Here is a 17,054-nt window from a genome sequence, read left to right as displayed (position 1 = left end):
TCCAGAGCCGCAAAAAACCAAGGTCGGCGACGGTGACCCTGGACTCCCGCCTGCGCGGGGGTACGGCGATCGGGATCACGACACCCGGCTTGCAGACGAACCGCGACCGACCTAGGGGCTCGGTCACAGGGAGACGATGATGAACGCGCGCACCGAATTGCCCACCGGCACCGACCTGCTGGCCGAAATCGACCGGCTGCGCCGTGAGCGCAACGCCGTCATCCTCGGCCATTATTACCAGAAGCCCGAGATTCAGGACCTGGCGGACTTCGTCGGCGACAGCCTCGACCTCAGCCGCAAGGCGGCGGCGACCGATGCCGATGTCATCGCGTTCTGCGGCGTGCGCTTCATGGCGGAAACCGCGAAGATCCTGTCGCCCGACAAGACGGTGATCCTGCCCGACATGGATGCCGGCTGTTCGCTGGAGGACAGCTGTCCGCCCGAACAGTTCGCCGCGTTTCGCGCGCAGCATCCCGATCACATCGCGCTGACCTACATCAACTGCTCGACCGAGGTGAAGGCGCTCAGCGACATCATCGTCACCTCGTCCTCCGCCGAGAAGATCCTGTCGCAGCTGCCCGCCGACCAGAAGGTGATCTTCGGTCCCGACCGCAATCTCGGCGGCTATCTGATGCGCAAGACCGGCCGCGACATGCTGCTCTGGCCGGGTGTGTGCATCGTGCACGAGGCGTTCAGCGAGACCGAGCTGCTGAAGCTCAAGGCGCAACACCCGAACGCCCCGGTCGCGGCGCATCCCGAATGTCCGGCGATCATCCTCGACCATGCTGATTATGTTGGGTCGACCAGCGGCATCCTGTCCTATGCCAGCGAATTCCCCGGCGACACGCTGATCGTCGCGACCGAGCCGCACATCATCCACCAGATGGAAAAGGCGCTGCCGAACAAGAACTTCATCGGCGCGCCCGGCGCGGACGGCAACTGCAACTGCAATATCTGTCCGTACATGGCGCTCAACACGCTGGAAAAGCTCTATATTGCGCTCCGCGACCTGTCGCCGCGGATCGAGATCGAGGAAGGGCTGCGGGTGAAGGCGAAGGTGTCGCTCGACCGGATGCTGGCGATGGCCAGCGGCACGGTCGGGCTGGGCGACCTGGGACCGCTACGCGCAAGCTGACCCAAAACCCCACGTCACCCCGGCCTTGCGCCGGGGTCCCGGTTCTTCTCCTACGACGCGCGGTCTGCCCTACCGCCCCAGCCAGTGCCGCACGCCACCGCGCGACAGCCCGGTGAGCGTCCCCACGACCACCAGCAGCGCGGCGGCAAGCACCGCGAGCGCGACCAGCGTCGCCGCCTGTCCGCCCGCCGCCCAGATCGCCGCCAGCGCCCACAGGAATACCAGCGCATAGGGCGGGCAGCCGCGCGTCGCGATCAGCGCCGCCGCCGCGATCGCGCCGGCCACCACCAGCAACAGCGCCGACACCAGCGGCGCGGCGGCCCCGGCATCGACCCCGTGAAAGCGCAGCGTCGCGGCGATGTTGACGATCGACGCGACCGTCAGCCAGCTGGTCAGCGCGGTCAGCGGCAGCGCGGCGCACCAGCGCTCCCCGGCGGAAAAGCCGTGCGGCCAGCCCGAAAAGGTCCTCAGCGTCGCGATCAGGCAGAGGAGCGTGAACAGGATGATGATCGCCGACGGAAAGCTCAGCCCGAATAGCTGTGTATAGGCCGCCCATAGCGCATTGCCGAGAAACGCACCCGCCGCCGGCATCCGCAACCGCGCGAGCAACGGGTTGCCGCGCTGCTTCGGCAACGCCTGATACACCGCGAATACGATCGTGCCGGTATAGAGCGCGCCCCAGATGGCGAACGCCCAACCGGCGGGCGTCACCAGCGTTCGCACCATGTTCGACTGCTCACCGATGCTCCGCCCGATGCCGATCCCCGGCAGGAGCGGGGTCAGCAGCTGCGAGACGGCGCAGATAATAGGAAGGGCGCGGGCAAGCGGCGATGCGTCGCTGGTTCGAAGGGCTCGGGTCGGCATGCCCCTGCAAACTCGTTACGCCGCGTTCGGTTGCCGGGGCCGGAAACCGTTCGATCCCCTCTGATGGAGCCGGGACCCTTTCCCGCGTGCCGTATCCCCGCGCAGGCGGGGATCCAGGGTCAAGCGCGCAACTCTTGCCGTGCCTGGCTCTAGACCCCCGCCTGCGCGGGGGTACGGTCGAGCTGGTGGGCCAGGATTGTCGGCTCGAACCGCCCTTACCAACTCCGTCATTCCCGCGAAGGCGGGAATCCATACACGCTGCCGGTTCGGCTGAATTCGCGACATCGGCGGCTATGGCTTACCGCTCGGCCGAAGCCTGCGGCGAACCTCGTGCGCTCGAGCAATCATTCCCCGTACCCCGGCCTGCGCCGGCGTGCCGAACCCCGCCTACCGCTCCAGCGCAGTCCACGCCGCGACGAACGCCCGCGCGCGCTCGCCGACCGTCGCCGCGTCCATCCCTGGCACGTACAGCGCGGACCCCAGGCCGTACCCGGCCGCACCGGCCTTGTGCCAATCCTCCAGCACCGATGGCACGACGCCGCCGACCGGCAGCATCCGCACGTCGCGGGGCAGGACGGCGCGCATCGCCTTCATCACCGCCGGGCTGGCGGCTTCGGCCGGGAACAGTTTCAGCGCCGCGGCCCCGGCGTCCAGCGCCGCGAACGCCTCGGTCGGGGTGGCGATGCCGGGCATGGCGACCAGCCCGCGCTCCGCTGCCGCCGAAATCACCGCCGTGTTGGCGTTGGGCGCGATGATCAGCGTGCCGCCTGCCGCCTCGACCTGCTCCACCTGTTCGACGCGCAGCACCGTGCCGGCGCCGACCACGGCATAGCCCTCCAGTTTCTTCGACAGGCGGGTGATGCTCTCATACGGATCGGGCGAGTTGAGCGGTACCTCGACGATGGTGAAGCCGGCGTCGATCAGCGCGTCGCCGATCGCCTCCACCTCATGCGGCTGTACCCCGCGCAGGATCGCGACCAGCGGGCAACGGGCGAAGGCGGCGTCGAAGGCGGACAGATGGCTCATGCGGACAACTTTCGGATCTGGGTGATGCCGGCGATAAAGGCGGCCTCGCACCCGCTGACAAGGGCGCGGCCGTTCAGGGTCTCGATCGCGGTGGCGTAGAGGGTGGCGAGATCGCCATCGGCGACGAGGTGGACGTCGCGGCCGTCGCCGATGCGCGCAGCGACGTCGCTGCCGATCAGCACGCCGCTGGCATAGGAGGCGGCGTCCGCATCGTCGCGCAGACCCAGCACATGCGCCGCACGGATGCCGAACAGGCTGGCGGCGAGGTCACGCTTCGCCCCTTCGCGCACGCCCTCGCGGAACGCATCCCCGGCGGCGACCGGCGCGGCCAGCTGCGGCGCGAGGACGCCACCGCCTTTCAGCAGCGCGAACAGCTCGCCAGTCATCGCGGTGGTGAAGGCCGTGACCTTGCCCCCGGTCAGCTCGACCCATTTGCAGTGCGTGCCCGGCTGGCACAGCAGCGCGTCCGCCGGAACCTGTCCGGCGAGCGCCGCGCCGAGCAGCTGCACCTCCTCGCCGCGCATCACGTCCCCGTGACCGCTGCGGGTGAAAGAAAGGCCGGGCACGATCGCCGTACGGTCGTCGATCCACGTCAACTGCGCGGCAATGTCGGCGATATCCGCCGGCACCGCGACATAGGGGGCGACCCGCCACCCGATCGTCGACCCGACCATGCCCGCCATCAGCACCGGCAGGTCGCCCAGCTCCGCCCGGATCGCGGCCAGTTCCTGCGCATAGGCATCAGCCGGCGTGGTCGACACGCCCTGCGGACTGCGCAGCGTGGCGGCGATGCGCCCGTCCTCGACCCGGTACGCACGCCGGTTGGTCGTGCCCCAGTCGATCGCGATGAACGGGCTCACCACCATGTCGCGTACAGCGCGATCAGGATCAGGACGACGCCCAGCCCGGCGACATTGAAGCCGGTCGAGGTGCCGAACGACACGCCCTGCATGGTGATGCGATTGGCATCGCCACGCCCCTTCATCGCCAGCGACAGCACGACCGCGAGGCCGAGGCTCAGCAGGAACACGATCCCCATCCGGTCCATGAACGGAATGCCCGGTGCGACCGTGCGGAACAGCCACGACAGCACGACCGACGCGATCGCCGCGCCGATCGCGCCGGCCTCGGTCGCCCGTTTCCAGAACAGGCCGAGCAGGAAGATCACGGTGATCCCCGGCGTGAAGAAGCCCGAAAATTCCTGGATGAACTGGAACGCCTGGTCCGCGCCGCCCAGCAGCGGCTTCGCGGCGAGGATCGCGATCAGGATCGCGACGGTCGCGGCGATGCGGCCGATGCGGACCAGCTTGCGCTCCATCACCGCATCCATCGCTCCGCTCTCGCTGGTGCGCTTGGCATAGAGGTCGAGGGTGAAGATGGTCGCGATCGAATTGATCTTCGACGCAGTCGACGCGATGATCGCGGCGATCAGCGCCGCAAAGACCAGCCCGAGCAACCCGGAGGGCAGCAGCCGCATCATCGTCGGATAGGCTTCGTCGGGCTTGGCGAGGTCGGGCGCCAGCACGACCGCGGCGATGCCGGGCACCACGATCACGAGCGGCATCAGCAGCTTGAGGTATGCCGCGAACACGATGCCCTTCTGCGCCTCGGGCAGCGATTTCGCGGCGAGTGCCCGCTGGATGATATACTGGTTGAACCCCCAATAGCTCAAATTCGCGATCCACATGCCGCCGATCAGCACCGAGAGGCCCGGCAGGTCCTTGTAGAAGGGATTGTCGCGCGACAGGATCATGTCGAACTTTTCGGGCGCACGCCGCGTCAGCTCGGCGAATCCGCCCATCACCCCGGCATCGCCCCCGATCTGCGACAGCGTAAGATACGAGATGGTCAGCCCGCCGAACACCAGCAGCGTGACCTGCACGATGTCGGTCAGCGCCACCGCCTTCAAACCGCCCCGCAACTGATAGAGCAAAGCGAACAGGCCCAGCCCGACCAGCGCCACCGTCTGGTCGACGCCCGCGACCTGCGTGACGGCGATCGAGCCGAGCCAGATGATGCTGGTCAGGTTCACGAACACGTACAGCGCCAGCCAGAACACCGCCATCAGCGTGCGGATCGACGGGCCGTACCGCTGTTCGAGGAACTGCGGCATCGTGTAGATTTCGTTGCGCAGGAAGATCGGCAGGAAGAATTTGCCGACGATCAGCAGCGTCAGCGCCGCCATCCATTCATAGGAGGCGATGGCGAGGCCGATCGCATAGCCCGACCCCGCCATGCCGACGATCTGTTCGGCCGAGATATTAGCCGCGATCAGCGACGCGCCGATCGCCCACCATGGCAGCGACTTGGACGCGAGGAAGTAGTCCGAGCTGTCCTTCTGATGGCCGCCCTTGTCGCGGCTGACCCATTGGGCCAGCCCGAAGATGCCGATCGCGTAGATCACGACCACGATCAGATCGATCGTCGACAGACGCATGTTAATCCTCCCCCGCCCACTGGCGCTTTGGGACAGGACAATTATACGATGAATGGCAGCTGTCCAGTACGAAGCGGCCGATAAGGGGAGAGAGAGGGACCATGGCGGTGCGGATGACCGGGATGCCCGGCGGCAATCTGACGCGCGCGACGCTCGACACTCTGGGACGCGCGATCGTCACCGGTGAATATGACGACCGCCCCTTTCCGACCGAGGCGGAGATCGGCAAGACCCATGGCATCAGCCGCTCGGTCACACGCGAAGCGGTGAAGATGCTGACCGCCAAGGGGCTGGTCAGCGCCCGCCCGAGGCAAGGGACGGTGGTCCGCCCGGCAGCGGCATGGAACCTGTTCGATCCCGATGTGCTGCACTGGCTGCTCGACCGCAAATTCTCGGTCGAGCTGCTGCGCCAGTTCAACCAGCTGCGCGTCGCGATCGAGCCGGAGGCGGCGGCGCTGGCGGCGGTCGCGGCCGATGACGACGACCTCGCGCGCATCCGGCAGGGCCTGTCACGGATGGCGGCGGCCGAGCGGGGCGAGGACGATGCGCTGGACGCCGATATCGACTTCCATGTCGCGATCCTGCTGGCGGCGAAGAACCCGTTCTACGCCCAGTTCCGCGAGATGGTGGCGACCGCGCTCAACACCTCGATCCGCTTCACCAACACGATCGTCGGCCGCTCGGCCAGCGTCGAACAGCATGGCGCGGTCGCCGACGCCATCGCCGCGCGCGACCCCCTCACGGCCCGCGCCGCGATGCGCGCGCTGATCGGCGACGTGCTGGAGCTGATCGAGCAGCGGGGGGAGGGGTAGGCCGGGCCGGCACCGCTTCCCCGAAAATAGTCGTCATTCCCGCGAAGGCGGGAATCCATACACGCCGACGCTGCGCTTCTTTCACGACCGGTCGCGGCAATGGATTCCCGCCTGCGCGGGAATGACGAAGCTCTAGCGATCCGCCTTCAACCGCTCCCCATGCCAGCGCACATGATCGGCCATGAAGGTCGAGATGAAGTGATAGCTATGGTCATACCCCGGCTGCATGCGAAGCGTGCAGTCGATCCCGGCATCCGCACAGGCCCGCGCCAGCAATTCCGGCCGCAGCTGTTCGGCCAGGAAATTGTCGGCATCGCCCTGATCGACCAGCACCTCCTTCACCCGCGCGCCATCCTCGATCATCGCCACCGCATCCGCCGCGCGCCATGCCGACCGGTCGTCGCCGAGATAGCCGCCCAGCGCCTTCTCGCCCCACGGCACCTGGCCCGGCGCGACGATCGGCGCAAAGGCCGACACCGACCGGAACCGGTCGGGATTGCGCAGGGCGATGGTCAGCGCGCCATGCCCGCCCATCGAATGGCCGGTGATCGACTGGCGGCTGCAATCGAGCATCGGAAATTCGCTGACGATCAGCGCGGGCAGCTCGTCCTCGACGTACGACCGCATCCGGTAATGCTTCGCCCACGGCTCCTCGGTCGCATCGACATAGAAACCCGCGCCCAGCCCGAAATCCCACGCGCCTTGCGGGTCGTCGGGCACGCCTTCGCCGCGCGGCGAAGTGTCGGGCGCGATGAAGGCGATCCCCGCCTCGGCGCACGCCGCACGGAACTCGCCCTTGTCGGTGACATTGGCATGGGTGCAGGTCAGGCCGGAGAGATACCACAGCACCGGCGCGCGCTGCCCTTCGTCCAGCGGCGGCACGAACACCGAAAAGGTCATCGTCGTGCCGGTGGCGGTCGATTCATGTGAATAGACGCCCTGCGTGCCGCCATGGGCGCGGGCGGTCGAAACGGTCTTCATGGGCGCTCTCCCTCGATAGGCGGACCGGGCTATAGGGCAGGGACGTGCCGCGACGATAGCGGTTCCCGCCCCCTCGACAGCGCGGGGCGGATCGCCGACAGAGCGCCATGGCGCGGCTGATCCTTCTCAACAAACCCTATGACGTGCTGTCGCAATTCACCGATCGCGGGACGCAGGGCGCGCGTGCCACGCTGTCGGACCATGTCGCGGTGCCCGGCGTCTATCCCGCCGGGCGGCTTGACCGCGACAGCGAGGGGCTGTTGCTGCTGACCGACGACGGCCGCCTGCAGGCGCGGATCGCCGATCCCCGGTTCAAGCTGCCCAAGACCTATCTCGTGCAGGTAGAGGGCGCGCCCGACGCCGCCGCGCTCGACCGGCTGCGGCAGGGCGTCGCGCTCAACGACGGCCCGACCCGCCCGGCGGAGGTGATGGCGATCGACCCGCCCGACCTGTGGGAGCGCGTGCCGCCGATACGCTTCCGCAAGAGCGTGCCCGACCATTGGCTGTCGCTCACCATCCGCGAAGGGCGCAACCGGCAGGTGCGGCGGATGACGGCGGCGGTCGGCCTGCCGACGCTCCGGCTGGTGCGCTGGCGGATCGGGCCGTGGAGTGTCGAAGGGCTGGCGCCGGGGGAATGGCGGGAGGTGGTCGCCTGACGCAGCTGATCCGTATCCCCGCGGGGGCGGGGATCCAAGCCGCGATGGATCGAAGCCGCCGGTCATCACATCTGTATCCCCGCGCAGGCGGGGATCCAGGGCGCCCGAAGCACTGGTATCGTGCCCTTGCTTGTGTATCCCCGCGCAGGCGGGGATCCAGGGTTACAAAGCGCGACGCCTGTGGCTCTGGATCCCCGCCTGCGCGGGGATACGGCCTGTTGCAGGCCGAACCCAATTCTTCGTCACTCCCGCGAAGGCGGGAGTCCATAGACGCTGACGTCCCGGATCACGCAGAACCGTTGCGGCAATGGATTCCCGCCTTCGCGGGAATGACGATGGAAGCAACCCCACCCGTCACCCCGGGCTTGACCCGGGGTCCCGCTTCTTCTGCCGCCGTAGCAAGCAAGCGGGACCCCGGATCAAGTCCGGGGTGACGACCTTTCGAAGGGGGGGCGAAAATCCCTCAAGCGGCGTTCTGGTCGATCCCCAATTCGCCCAATTTCCGATACAGCGTCGACCGCCCGATCCCCAGCCGCCGGGCGACCTCGGTCATCCGCCCGCGATAATGGCCGATGGCGAGGCGGATGACGTCGGCCTCGATCTCCTCCAGCGCGCGCAGGTTTCCGTCGGGGCGGAACAGCGTGACACCGCCCGCAACATCGTGGCGTTGCGCGGGCAGCACCGGCTGCGGCGCGCCGCCTTCCGCGATCTGTGCGATCTCGGGGAAATCGGCCCGGGTCAGCGCGTCCCCGTCGCACAGCACCGCCGCACGGAACAGCGCGTTCTGCAACTGGCGGACATTGCCCGGCCACGGATAGGTGCCGAGCAGCGCAATGGCATCGTCGGTGATCCCCAGCGGCCGCAGCCCCGGCTGCTGCGCGATCCGCGCCATCAGGTGGCGGGCCAGCGCGGGAATGTCGCCGATGCGGTCGCGCAACGGCGGGATCGTCACCTGCACGACGTTCAACCGGTAATACAGGTCCTCGCGGAACCGTCCGGCCTCGACCTCCTGCGTCAGCGTCTTGTTGGTCGCGGCGATGACGCGCACGTCCACCTCGCGCGGATGGCGCGCGCCGACCGCATGGATCTCGCCCGATTGCAGCACCCGCAGCAGCTTCACCTGCGTCTCGAACGGCATTTCGCCGATCTCGTCGAGGAAGATCGTGCCGCCGTCCGCTTCCTGGAACCGGCCGATCTTGCGTTCGAACGCGCCGGTGAACGCGCCCTTTTCGTGGCCGAACAGCTCGCTTTCGACCAGATTGGCGGGGATCGCGCCGCAATTGACCCGCACCATCGGCTTGCGGGCGCGCGGGGATGCGGCGTGGATCGCATCCGCGACCACTTCCTTGCCGACCCCGCTTTCGCCCTCGATCAGCACCGGCACCCGCGCGCGGGCCGCCTTGGCGGCGATGGCGAGGGCAGCGCGGAATTGCGGGGCCGACCCGACGATCTCCTCGAATGCCAGCGTCATCGACAGTTTCTCGGTCAGTGGGCGCAGCTCGCCGCGCGTGGCACCACCGGCCGCGGCTTCCAGGGCGGTCAGCAGCCGTTCGGCGGCGATCGGCTTGACCAGGAAATCGCTCGCCCCCGCGCGCATCGCCGCGACCGCGCCCGCCACCGATTCATTGGCGGTGAGCAACAGGATCGGCAGCGCCGGGCGGTTGCGGCGCAATTCGGCGATCAGCGCGGTCGCATCGGCATCCGGCGACCAATGGTCCAGCAGCACCGCGTCCAGCGCCATGCCGTCGGGCGTGCCGAGCATCGCCAGCGCGCTTTCCCCATCCCGCGCGAACAGCGTGCGCCACCCGCGCCGCCCCGCGATCGCCGCGACCAGCCGCCGCTGCGCCGGTTCGTCGTCGATCACCATCAACAGCCTTTGCCCGTCGCGCGTCATATGCTGTCCATGTGTCCCTATCGTCCCGTAACGGAGCAACCATGCGCAGACGTTCGTAAAATTCGACTTAAGCCGATGACGCAATGTCGTTTCCTGCGGCCTCGGAACGGCGCGTCGGCACAGGGCTTGGCGCGCGGGTGGCGGCGCGCTAGTCTTGCGCCAAGATAACGGATCGAGAGGAGTTCCGATGGCAGTAGAAGGCCGCCCGCCCGCCCATGCCGGGACGTACAACAGCTTCCTGCGCTGGTTCACCTGGGGCACCGTGATCTGCGCCCTGATCGCCGCACTGGTCATCTATCTGATCGCGGGCTGACGTGAAGGTCGCGCTGCTCGCCGAACAGGCCGCCGGCGAACGCCGGGTCGCCGCGACCCCCGAAACGGTTAAGAAGTTGATCGGCCTCGGCGCCGAGGTGGCGGTGGAAACGGGGGCGGGGACGGCTGCGTCGATCGACGATGCCGCCTATGCCGCCGCCGGCGCCACCATCGGCGGCCGCGCGCAGATACTGGCCGATGCCGACATCGTGCTGGGCGTCGCCGCGCCCGCGCCGGAAAGCCTTTCCGGCGCAAAGCGCGGTGCATGGCTGCTGGGGAGCCTCAATCCGTTCGGCGACCGCGCGCGGATCGAAGGGTACGCCGCGCTCGGGCTGGAGGCGCTGGCGATGGAATGGATGCCGCGCATCACCCGCGCCCAGTCGATGGACATCTTGTCGTCGCAGGCGAACCTGGCGGGGTACAAGGCGGTGCTCGACGCCGCATCGGAATATGGTCGCGCCTTCCCGATGATGATGACGGCGGCCGGTACGATCAGCGCGGCGCGGGTATTCGTCATGGGCGTCGGCGTGGCGGGCTTGCAGGCGATCGCCACCGCGCGCCGGCTGGGGGCGCAGGTCAGCGCGACCGACGTGCGCTCGGCGACCAGGGAACAGATCCTGTCTCTGGGCGCCAAGCCGATCTTCGTGGAGAAGGTTGCAGGCATCGAGGGCGAAGGCGCGGGCGGCTATGCCGGCGAAATGAGCGCCGAGTATCAGGCCGCACAGGCCGAGCTGGTCTCCGCCCATATCGCGAAACAGGACATCGTCATCACCACCGCGCTGATCCCGGGCAGGCCCGCTCCCCGGCTCATCAGCGACGCGCAGATCGCCTCGATGCGGCCGGGCAGCGTCATCGTCGACCTCGCGGTCGAACAGGGCGGCAATGTCGAAGGATCGGTCGCGGGCGAGGTGGTTCAGCGACACGGTGTCAACATCGTCGGCCATCGCAACGTGGCGAGCCGCCTTGCCGCGGACGCATCGGCATTGTTTGCGCGCAACCTTTACAACTTTCTGGCCGCCTATTGGGACAAGGACGCCGGCCGCCCGATCCTGCCCGCCGATGACGAGGTAACGCAGGCGATCCGCCTGACGCAGGACGGCCAGGTGACGAACACACGCCTGACCGCTTGAAGGGGGAATATCAATGAGTCTGTTCAGCAGCCACGAGGTCGATCCGGCCGAAATCCACGAAAAATACGGCCACGCCCTGATCGCGGGGGAGGAGGTACTGGCCGCCTTCCGCTCGCTCCGCGACACCGCCTTCCTCACCAACCTGCGCTTCGTGCTGGTCGACGTGCAGGGCATCACCGGCTCCAAGATCGCCTTCCGCAGCGTACCCTATCGCTCGATCACCGGCTTTTCGGTCGAAAGCGCCGGGACGTTCGACCTCGACAGCGACCTGCACCTGTGGGTCACCGGGCAGGCGACGCCGATGGTCCTGAAGGTCAGCCGCAACGCCGACCCGGCCGCGATCCAGCGGCTGCTGGCGGAACAGGTGCTGGCGAAACGGTGAGAGCGATCACCTCCTCAAATCCTCCCCATGCGTCGCATGGGGAGGGGGACCACGCGCAGCGTGGTGGAGGGGCTTCGACGGTCCGACAGGCACGACGCCTGCGGCGCGAAATGAGCTTGCCCGAAGTGCTGCTGTGGCAACGCCTGCGACTTGAACCCTATGGCCTGAAGTTTCGGCGGCAGCATCCGATCTTGAAGTACGTGCTCGACTTCTATTGCGCGCGAGCCAAGCTGTCGATTGAGATCGACGGCGAGGCGCATGATCGGGGGAGCCGTTCTGCGCGCGACGCTGAGCGGGACGCCGTCCTCGCTGCACGGGGCCTGACCATCGTCCGCATCCCCGCCCGTGACGTGCTAGCCGACCCCGGCGCCGCGGCCGAAGCGATCGCCGAGACCGCGCTGCCCCTCCAACCCCCGGCTGCGCCGGCGGTCCCCCTTCCCAAGCATGCTTGGGGAGGATCTTGAAGGATAACTCGATGGACTTCCTCTCGATCCTGTCGATCTTCGTCCTCGCCTGCTTCGTCGGCTATTATGTCGTCTGGTCGGTGACGCCGGCGCTGCATACGCCGTTGATGGCGGTCACCAACGCCATCTCCTCGGTCATCATCGTCGGCGCGCTGATCGCCGCCGCCGCCGCGGGCGTGCCGGGGGCCAAATGGCTGGGGCTGCTCGGCGTGGTGCTGGCCAGCATCAATATCTTCGGCGGGTTCGCCGTCACCGAACGCATGCTCGCCATGTACAAGAAGAAGGGGTGAGGGGATGCACGCACCGGTCAATCCATGGGTCGCCTTCGCCTATCTGGTGGCGGGCGTGTGCTTCATCCTCGCGCTGCGCGGCCTGTCGTCGCCAGCGACCAGCCGGCGGGGCAATCGGCTCGGCATGATCGGCATGGGGATCGCGGTGCTGACCACGATCTTTACGCATCTGCCGATCGTCGGCGGACTGTCGGAGCGATCCGACCTCTATGGCGAAACGTGGAGCTATGATGTCGTCACGATCGCCGAAATCCTGATCGCCATCGCGATCGGTGCGGTCATCGGCCTGACCACCGCCAAGCGCATCGCGATGACCGCGATGCCGCAGCTGGTCGCCGCCTTCCACTCGCTAGTCGGTCTCGCCGCCGTCCTGGTCGGGATCGCCGCCTATCTGAACCCGCAGGCGTTCGGCATCGCGAAGATGGTGATCCCGATGATCGGACAGCCCTTCGCGGTCATCAATCCCGTCAGCAAGGTCGAGATGGGGCTGGGCGTCGCAATCGGCGCGATCACCTTTTCGGGGTCGGTCATCGCCTTCCTGAAACTCAACGGATCGATGTCGGGCAAGCCGATCCTGCTGCCCGGCCGGCACGTCATCAACCTCGCCACGCTGGCCGCGATCCTGCTGCTGGTCGCGCAGTTCGCGCATACGCAGGACAGCTGGCCGTTCTGGGCGGTGGTCGTGCTGTCGTTCGCGATCGGTTTCCTGCTGATCATCCCGATCGGCGGGGCGGACATGCCGGTCGTCGTGTCGATGCTCAACAGCTATTCGGGCTGGGCGGCGGCGGCGATGGGCTTCACCCTCGGCAATACCGCGATGATCATCACCGGCGCGCTGGTCGGCTCGTCGGGCGCGATCCTCAGCTACATCATGTGCCGCGCGATGAACCGCAGCTTCATCAGTGTGATCGCCGGCGGCTTTGGCGCGACCGACAGCGGCGGGGGAGGCGCGGCGGCGATCGACCGGCCGTGGAAGCGCGGATCGGCAGAGGACGCCGCCTTCCTGATGCAGCAGGCCGAACAGGTCATCATCGTCCCCGGCTACGGCATGGCGGTGGCGCAGGCGCAGCATGCGCTCAGGGAAATGGGCGACAAGCTGAAGGAACATGGCGTCCGCGTGAAATACGCCATCCATCCGGTCGCGGGGCGGATGCCGGGGCATATGAACGTGCTGCTCGCCGAAGCCAATGTGCCCTATGACGATGTGTTCGAGCTGGAGGACATCAACGCCGAATTCGCACAGACCGACGTCGCCTTCGTCATCGGCGCCAACGACGTGACCAACCCGGCGGCGAAGACCGACAAGACCTCGCCGATCTACGGCATGCCGGTGCTCGACGTCGAAAAGGCAAAGACCGTGCTGTTCATCAAGCGGTCGATGGGCGGGGTGGGCTATGCCGGGGTCGATAACGAGGTCTTCTACCGCGACAACACCATGATGCTGCTCGCCGACGCCAAGAAGATGGTCGAGGAAATCGTGAAGGCGATGGACTAAGCCGGCCCGTCCCTCCTATCGGGTCCCGTATACGGATAGGACAGGGGGACGGTTTGACGGCGTTCGAAGGATTTGGTGAGCCGGCAACGCGGCGGGCGATCATCGTCGCCGACGATGCGATTGCGGCGGACGATGCGGCACAGGCGGCGCGCGCGGCCGGGGTGCAGGTCGGCGACACGATCGGCTTTGCCGGGATCGCCGACGCGCTCGATGCGATCCCGCATGCCGACCTGCTGCTGGTCGAGGCGGCGGGCGTCGATCCGGCGGACCTCGACCGCACCCTGCCGCTGCTGGTCGCACGCGCCCGGCGCGACCGGGCGCAGATCGTCGCCAGTTTCCCGCTCGATGCGCTCGACATCGTGTCGCTGCACCTGCTGGGTGGCCCGGCGATCCTGTTGTGCGACGCCCGGCCCGAGGAGCGGGTTGCGGCGATTGCGCTGAGCGGCGGCGTCGCTGACGGGATGCACGCCGCGGAGCGCGACGCCGAACGCCTGCGCCGACTGAACGCCGAGATCGCGCGTATCGCCGAAGCGCTGCTCAAGCTCAGCCGCGACGGAGGGGCCGGCGACGGCGTGCGCGACCGCGGGTCGGACTTTGTGGCACCCCCGTCCGAAAGCGAGGCACCGGTCGAGATCACGGCCGCAACCGTGCGCGGCGCGATCCGCGCCCGCCGGATGCGCGACCAGTATTTTCCGAAGGACCTGTTCGCCGATCCCGCCTGGGACATGCTGCTCGACCTGTTCGCCGCCCGGTTGGAGGGGCTGACGGTATCGGTGTCGAGCCTGTGCATCGCCGCCGCCGTGCCGCCGACGACGGCGCTGCGCTGGATCACGGCGATGACCGATGCCGGCCTGCTGATGCGCCGCGAAGACCCGAGCGACCGCCGCCGGGCGTTCGTCGCCCTCACCGCGCAGGCGGTGACGGGGATGGAACGCTATGGCCAGGCGGTGGCGAAGGCGGGGTTGGGCTGGGCGTAGGGAGTGTCGCCTTGGAGCGGCGCGGCAGGCCACTCATCCAGTGCCGTTCTGCGCTAGCGCAGGCCAAGGCGGCTCAGGAGCCACGCAAAAAACCGCATCGCACCCGCGCAGGCCGTCAGTCGTGGCGAAGCCGCGCCTTATGGCCTGGCTTCGACCCGCTGGCCGCGCTGGCGCATGGTGTGTGCTGCTTGCAGCCCATCCTGCGCTGCGCGGTGGTGGGCGCTGACGGGCTCGAACCGCCGACCCTCTCGGTGTAAACGAGATGCTCTACCAACTGAGCTAAGCGCCCCCTCTGCGGGAGAGGTGCCGAATACCGTGGTTTAGGCAGGTTGCAACAGGGATTTCGCAACTAAGGTTCGAAATCCCCGTCCCTCTGACCGACCGGCGCTACTTGAGCGGGAACGGATGGTTACGGCGGATTCGGTCGATCATCAACTTCGACCCCTCCGCCGACAGATGACCATAATCCGATTGGACCGGATTACCGTCGGCTGTCCAAAGCGTGCAACGCCCATCAGGACAAATTGCGTCGTAGACCGAGACGTAGATTGCTCCGGTCGTGGGTACCTTCCGTTTGAACTCGGCATCGAGCGCGCGCCTGTCGGCGACACGATGATCTGCCAGTACGCTTGGATCGTTGCGATACAAGGCGGTGGCAAGGACGCGTGGTAATGCGCGGTCATATTCAGCGATCGGGCCGAATATGATGACGTGATTGGCGTAGCGACGAACGTGTTCGATCTGGCGACGCAGAGCGGGCCAATCGTCATTCGCCCAACGGGCGGAGATGATAACCGTGTCCATGCGGTGCCGGGGGAGGAATTCGTCCGTGATGAAATGCATCAAGGCCGTACAGCGACGCTCCCCGGTGGGATCGGCCACGGGGCGGCAACCCGATGCGGTCGCCTGTAGCAGGTTAATATCCCGTTGTGCCATCATACCGGGCAGGAAATGCGCCGCATGGCTGTCGCCTAGAAGCAGATAGTTCGGTTTCGTCGACGAAATGGGGAGGCACGTATCGCGCGCATAGGATACGAATGTGTCGCGGGTGGTAAGGAAGCAACTGCCGACGCGGAAGTTGTCATCCGCGCGATAGTTGATGAACTTTGCCACCCGCTCGACACGAGCAGGCACTTGCCAATAGGCACGTGCGACGAACGGTGTGGCAGCGGCGAAAGCGAGGACGAATAGCATCGATCCCACACCGATCGCCACGACGCGCTTTGAGGAAACGGCCTCATCGCGTTTGCGGAACGGTTGCTCGACAAACCGCCAGGACAGGGTCGCCGCTATGATCGCGATCGCGATGTAGACCAGCCGACCAGCACTGTTCCTCGGTTCGTACACCTGATTGCCCAAGACCCAAATCGGCCAGTGCCAAAGGTACAGAGAATAAGAAATCTTGCCGAAAAAGCGGGCGGGCGGGATGCTAAGCAATCGTCCTGCCAACGTACGACGGGCCGACCCCGACCAGATCAGGCACGCTGCACCAATGCACGCGGGAGCCGCATTGATTCCGGGAAAGCTGCTGATTTTGGTCAGGAGTAGCGCGCTGGCGCCGATACATCCCAGGCCAATTGCACCGACAACATCGGCGACGACGCCACCGCGCGACTCGGGAATCATGCCAAGAGCTAAAACCGACCCGATCATCAGTTCCCACGCCCGATACTGGACGAGATAAAATGCTGCAGACGGATCGGTAGCTAGTCTCCACTGCGACAAAATCAGAGTTATGACGAGAATAAATCCGACCAAGGGCTTGAGCGCTGCAGGAAAGCGGCGATGGACAAATGCCAGCAGGGGCGGGAAGAAAATATAAAACTGCTCTTCGACCGAAAGAGACCACGTGTGAAGCAAGGCGTTAAATTCGGAGGAAGCATCAAAATAGTCGAACTGAGTATAAAAATAGATGTTCGATGCAAAAAGAGCGGATGCCGCCGTGTTCTTCGCTTGCTGCAGCGTTTCATCGGGAAGTAGAATTATGGCAGACGCCACCAAGGTGCAAATATACAAGAAGATGATAGCAGGGAAAACCCGCCGGACGCGTCGTTCGTAAAAATCCCAGATGCTAGGGTCAGGACTCGTTGATTACAGCCAGAAGATGACGGTGGCAGCGAGGACGATGGCGGAGAAGAAGGCTGTCGGGCAGCGGTCGTAGCGGGTTGCGACGCGGCGCCAGTCCTTGAGGCGGCCGAA

Annotated in this window: 17 protein-coding genes, 1 tRNA gene and 1 pseudogene; 10 read left to right on the top strand and 9 right to left on the bottom strand. The window is 66.7% G+C overall.

All coding sequences use genetic code 11. The features are described 5' to 3' along the window. Window positions 1-139 precede the first annotated feature (139 nt). Window positions 140-1,135 carry a quinolinate synthase NadA gene (gene nadA / locus CA237_RS15665; protein WP_066692755.1) on the top strand — a complete coding sequence of 332 codons (996 nt, stop codon included), beginning with the start codon at window positions 140-142 and terminating at the stop codon, window positions 1,133-1,135. Between the two features lie 69 nt (window positions 1,136-1,204). Here the strand turns inward: nadA and CA237_RS15660 are convergent, their stop codons facing one another. The 4 genes from CA237_RS15660 to CA237_RS15645 form a co-directional block, all read right to left on the bottom strand. Continuing rightward, window positions 1,205-1,999 carry a hypothetical protein gene (locus CA237_RS15660; RefSeq protein WP_066691862.1) on the bottom strand — a complete coding sequence of 265 codons (795 nt, stop codon included), beginning with the start codon at window positions 1,997-1,999 and terminating at the stop codon, window positions 1,205-1,207. Between the two features lie 387 nt (window positions 2,000-2,386). Then, complete coding sequence (locus CA237_RS15655; RefSeq protein ID WP_066691859.1) at window positions 2,387-3,025, bottom strand: 2-dehydro-3-deoxy-6-phosphogalactonate aldolase; 639 nt, start codon at window positions 3,023-3,025, stop codon at window positions 2,387-2,389. Beyond that, window positions 3,022-3,891: a 2-dehydro-3-deoxygalactonokinase gene (locus CA237_RS15650; protein WP_066691856.1), complete on the bottom strand. Its 870-nt coding sequence runs from the start codon at window positions 3,889-3,891 to the stop codon at window positions 3,022-3,024. Before CA237_RS15650 ends, CA237_RS15655 begins: the two co-directional genes overlap by 4 nt. Further along, window positions 3,882-5,462 carry a sodium/sugar symporter gene (locus tag CA237_RS15645; protein ID WP_126014675.1) on the bottom strand — a complete coding sequence of 527 codons (1,581 nt, stop codon included), beginning with the start codon at window positions 5,460-5,462 and terminating at the stop codon, window positions 3,882-3,884. Before CA237_RS15645 ends, CA237_RS15650 begins: the two co-directional genes overlap by 10 nt. A 101-nt stretch (window positions 5,463-5,563) precedes the next feature. On the opposite strand from CA237_RS15645, the gene CA237_RS15640 reads away from it, so the two are divergent. Further along, on the top strand, window positions 5,564-6,274 hold the full coding sequence (locus CA237_RS15640) for a FadR/GntR family transcriptional regulator (RefSeq protein WP_066691849.1): 711 nt from the start codon (window positions 5,564-5,566) through the stop codon (window positions 6,272-6,274). A gap of 132 nt (window positions 6,275-6,406) precedes the next feature. On the opposite strand, the gene fghA is transcribed toward CA237_RS15640, so the two are convergent. Beyond that, window positions 6,407-7,255, bottom strand: coding sequence for an S-formylglutathione hydrolase (gene fghA / locus CA237_RS15635; RefSeq protein WP_066691846.1), 849 nt, complete (start codon window positions 7,253-7,255; stop codon window positions 6,407-6,409). A gap of 107 nt (window positions 7,256-7,362) precedes the next feature. Here fghA and CA237_RS15630 point away from each other — a divergent pair, with 107 nt between their 5' ends. Next, a complete protein-coding gene (locus tag CA237_RS15630; protein ID WP_066691845.1) occupies window positions 7,363-7,911 on the top strand; it encodes a pseudouridine synthase in 549 nt (182 codons plus the stop codon). Between the two features lie 463 nt (window positions 7,912-8,374). Here CA237_RS15630 and CA237_RS15625 read toward each other — a convergent pair whose 3' ends face one another. Beyond that, window positions 8,375-9,805 (bottom strand): sigma-54 dependent transcriptional regulator, encoded by a 1,431-nt coding sequence (locus CA237_RS15625; RefSeq protein WP_066691844.1) that lies wholly within the window; start codon window positions 9,803-9,805, stop codon window positions 8,375-8,377. A 187-nt stretch (window positions 9,806-9,992) separates the two neighbouring features. On the opposite strand from CA237_RS15625, the gene CA237_RS15620 reads away from it, so the two are divergent. From CA237_RS15620 to CA237_RS15590, 7 genes are all read left to right on the top strand, one after another. Next, window positions 9,993-10,118, top strand: coding sequence for an aa3-type cytochrome c oxidase subunit IV (locus CA237_RS15620; RefSeq protein ID WP_084401675.1), 126 nt, complete (start codon window positions 9,993-9,995; stop codon window positions 10,116-10,118). 1 nt (window position 10,119) lies between these two features. Next, a complete protein-coding gene (locus CA237_RS15615) occupies window positions 10,120-11,247 on the top strand; it encodes a Re/Si-specific NAD(P)(+) transhydrogenase subunit alpha (protein WP_066691843.1) in 1,128 nt (375 codons plus the stop codon). Between the two features lie 13 nt (window positions 11,248-11,260). Further along, the gene (locus tag CA237_RS15610) at window positions 11,261-11,629 is read left to right on the top strand and encodes a PH domain-containing protein (protein ID WP_126014673.1); all 369 of its coding nucleotides are present in this window, start codon (window positions 11,261-11,263) and stop codon (window positions 11,627-11,629) included. A 110-nt stretch (window positions 11,630-11,739) separates the two neighbouring features. After that, window positions 11,740-12,093 carry an endonuclease domain-containing protein gene (locus CA237_RS15605; protein WP_066691839.1) on the top strand — a complete coding sequence of 118 codons (354 nt, stop codon included), beginning with the start codon at window positions 11,740-11,742 and terminating at the stop codon, window positions 12,091-12,093. Between the two features lie 11 nt (window positions 12,094-12,104). Further along, window positions 12,105-12,383, top strand: a complete 279-nt coding sequence (locus tag CA237_RS15600; protein WP_055757824.1) for an NAD(P) transhydrogenase subunit alpha — start codon at window positions 12,105-12,107, stop codon at window positions 12,381-12,383. 4 nt (window positions 12,384-12,387) lie between these two features. Beyond that, window positions 12,388-13,878, top strand: coding sequence for an NAD(P)(+) transhydrogenase (Re/Si-specific) subunit beta (locus CA237_RS15595; protein ID WP_126014671.1), 1,491 nt, complete (start codon window positions 12,388-12,390; stop codon window positions 13,876-13,878). Between the two features lie 53 nt (window positions 13,879-13,931). Then, a complete protein-coding gene (locus CA237_RS15590) occupies window positions 13,932-14,855 on the top strand; it encodes a winged helix DNA-binding protein (protein WP_126014669.1) in 924 nt (307 codons plus the stop codon). A 213-nt stretch (window positions 14,856-15,068) separates the two neighbouring features. Here CA237_RS15590 and CA237_RS15585 read toward each other — a convergent pair. The 3 genes and pseudogenes from CA237_RS15585 to CA237_RS15575 form a co-directional block, all read right to left on the bottom strand. Next, window positions 15,069-15,144: transfer RNA gene (locus tag CA237_RS15585), tRNA-Val, on the bottom strand. A gap of 98 nt (window positions 15,145-15,242) precedes the next feature. Then, complete coding sequence (locus tag CA237_RS15580; RefSeq protein ID WP_206432999.1) at window positions 15,243-16,925, bottom strand: acyltransferase family protein; 1,683 nt, start codon at window positions 16,923-16,925, stop codon at window positions 15,243-15,245. A 21-nt stretch (window positions 16,926-16,946) separates the two neighbouring features. Next, window positions 16,947-17,054, bottom strand: a pseudogene (locus CA237_RS15575) (IS5/IS1182 family transposase); the annotation flags it as partial.

Origin of the sequence: Sphingomonas sp. ABOLH, from assembly GCF_003951715.1 — a bacterium.
Classification (GTDB): domain Bacteria; phylum Pseudomonadota; class Alphaproteobacteria; order Sphingomonadales; family Sphingomonadaceae; genus Sphingomonas; species Sphingomonas hankookensis_A.
This window is presented reverse-complemented; position numbering and strand designations above follow the sequence as displayed.

Bases quoted from the DNA above. Each gene is read 5' to 3' on its own strand.
- CA237_RS15600 (WP_055757824.1), top strand. From the start codon at position 12,105: ATGGACTTCCTCTCGATCCTGTCGATCTTCGTCCTCGCCTGCTTCGTC.
- CA237_RS15620 (WP_084401675.1), top strand. From the start codon at position 9,993: ATGGCAGTAGAAGGCCGCCCGCCCGCCCATGCCGGGACGTACAACAGC.
- CA237_RS15630 (WP_066691845.1), top strand. From the start codon at position 7,363: ATGGCGCGGCTGATCCTTCTCAACAAACCCTATGACGTGCTGTCGCAA.
- CA237_RS15645 (WP_126014675.1), bottom strand. From the start codon at position 5,462: ATGCGTCTGTCGACGATCGATCTGATCGTGGTCGTGATCTACGCGATC.
- CA237_RS15605 (WP_066691839.1), top strand. From the start codon at position 11,740: ATGAGCTTGCCCGAAGTGCTGCTGTGGCAACGCCTGCGACTTGAACCC.
- CA237_RS15660 (WP_066691862.1), bottom strand. From the start codon at position 1,999: ATGCCGACCCGAGCCCTTCGAACCAGCGACGCATCGCCGCTTGCCCGC.
- CA237_RS15640 (WP_066691849.1), top strand. From the start codon at position 5,564: ATGGCGGTGCGGATGACCGGGATGCCCGGCGGCAATCTGACGCGCGCG.
- CA237_RS15595 (WP_126014671.1), top strand. From the start codon at position 12,388: ATGCACGCACCGGTCAATCCATGGGTCGCCTTCGCCTATCTGGTGGCG.
- CA237_RS15610 (WP_126014673.1), top strand. From the start codon at position 11,261: ATGAGTCTGTTCAGCAGCCACGAGGTCGATCCGGCCGAAATCCACGAA.
- fghA (WP_066691846.1), bottom strand. From the start codon at position 7,255: ATGAAGACCGTTTCGACCGCCCGCGCCCATGGCGGCACGCAGGGCGTC.
- nadA (WP_066692755.1), top strand. From the start codon at position 140: ATGAACGCGCGCACCGAATTGCCCACCGGCACCGACCTGCTGGCCGAA.
- CA237_RS15650 (WP_066691856.1), bottom strand. From the start codon at position 3,891: ATGGTGGTGAGCCCGTTCATCGCGATCGACTGGGGCACGACCAACCGG.
- CA237_RS15655 (WP_066691859.1), bottom strand. From the start codon at position 3,025: ATGAGCCATCTGTCCGCCTTCGACGCCGCCTTCGCCCGTTGCCCGCTG.
- CA237_RS15625 (WP_066691844.1), bottom strand. From the start codon at position 9,805: ATGACGCGCGACGGGCAAAGGCTGTTGATGGTGATCGACGACGAACCG.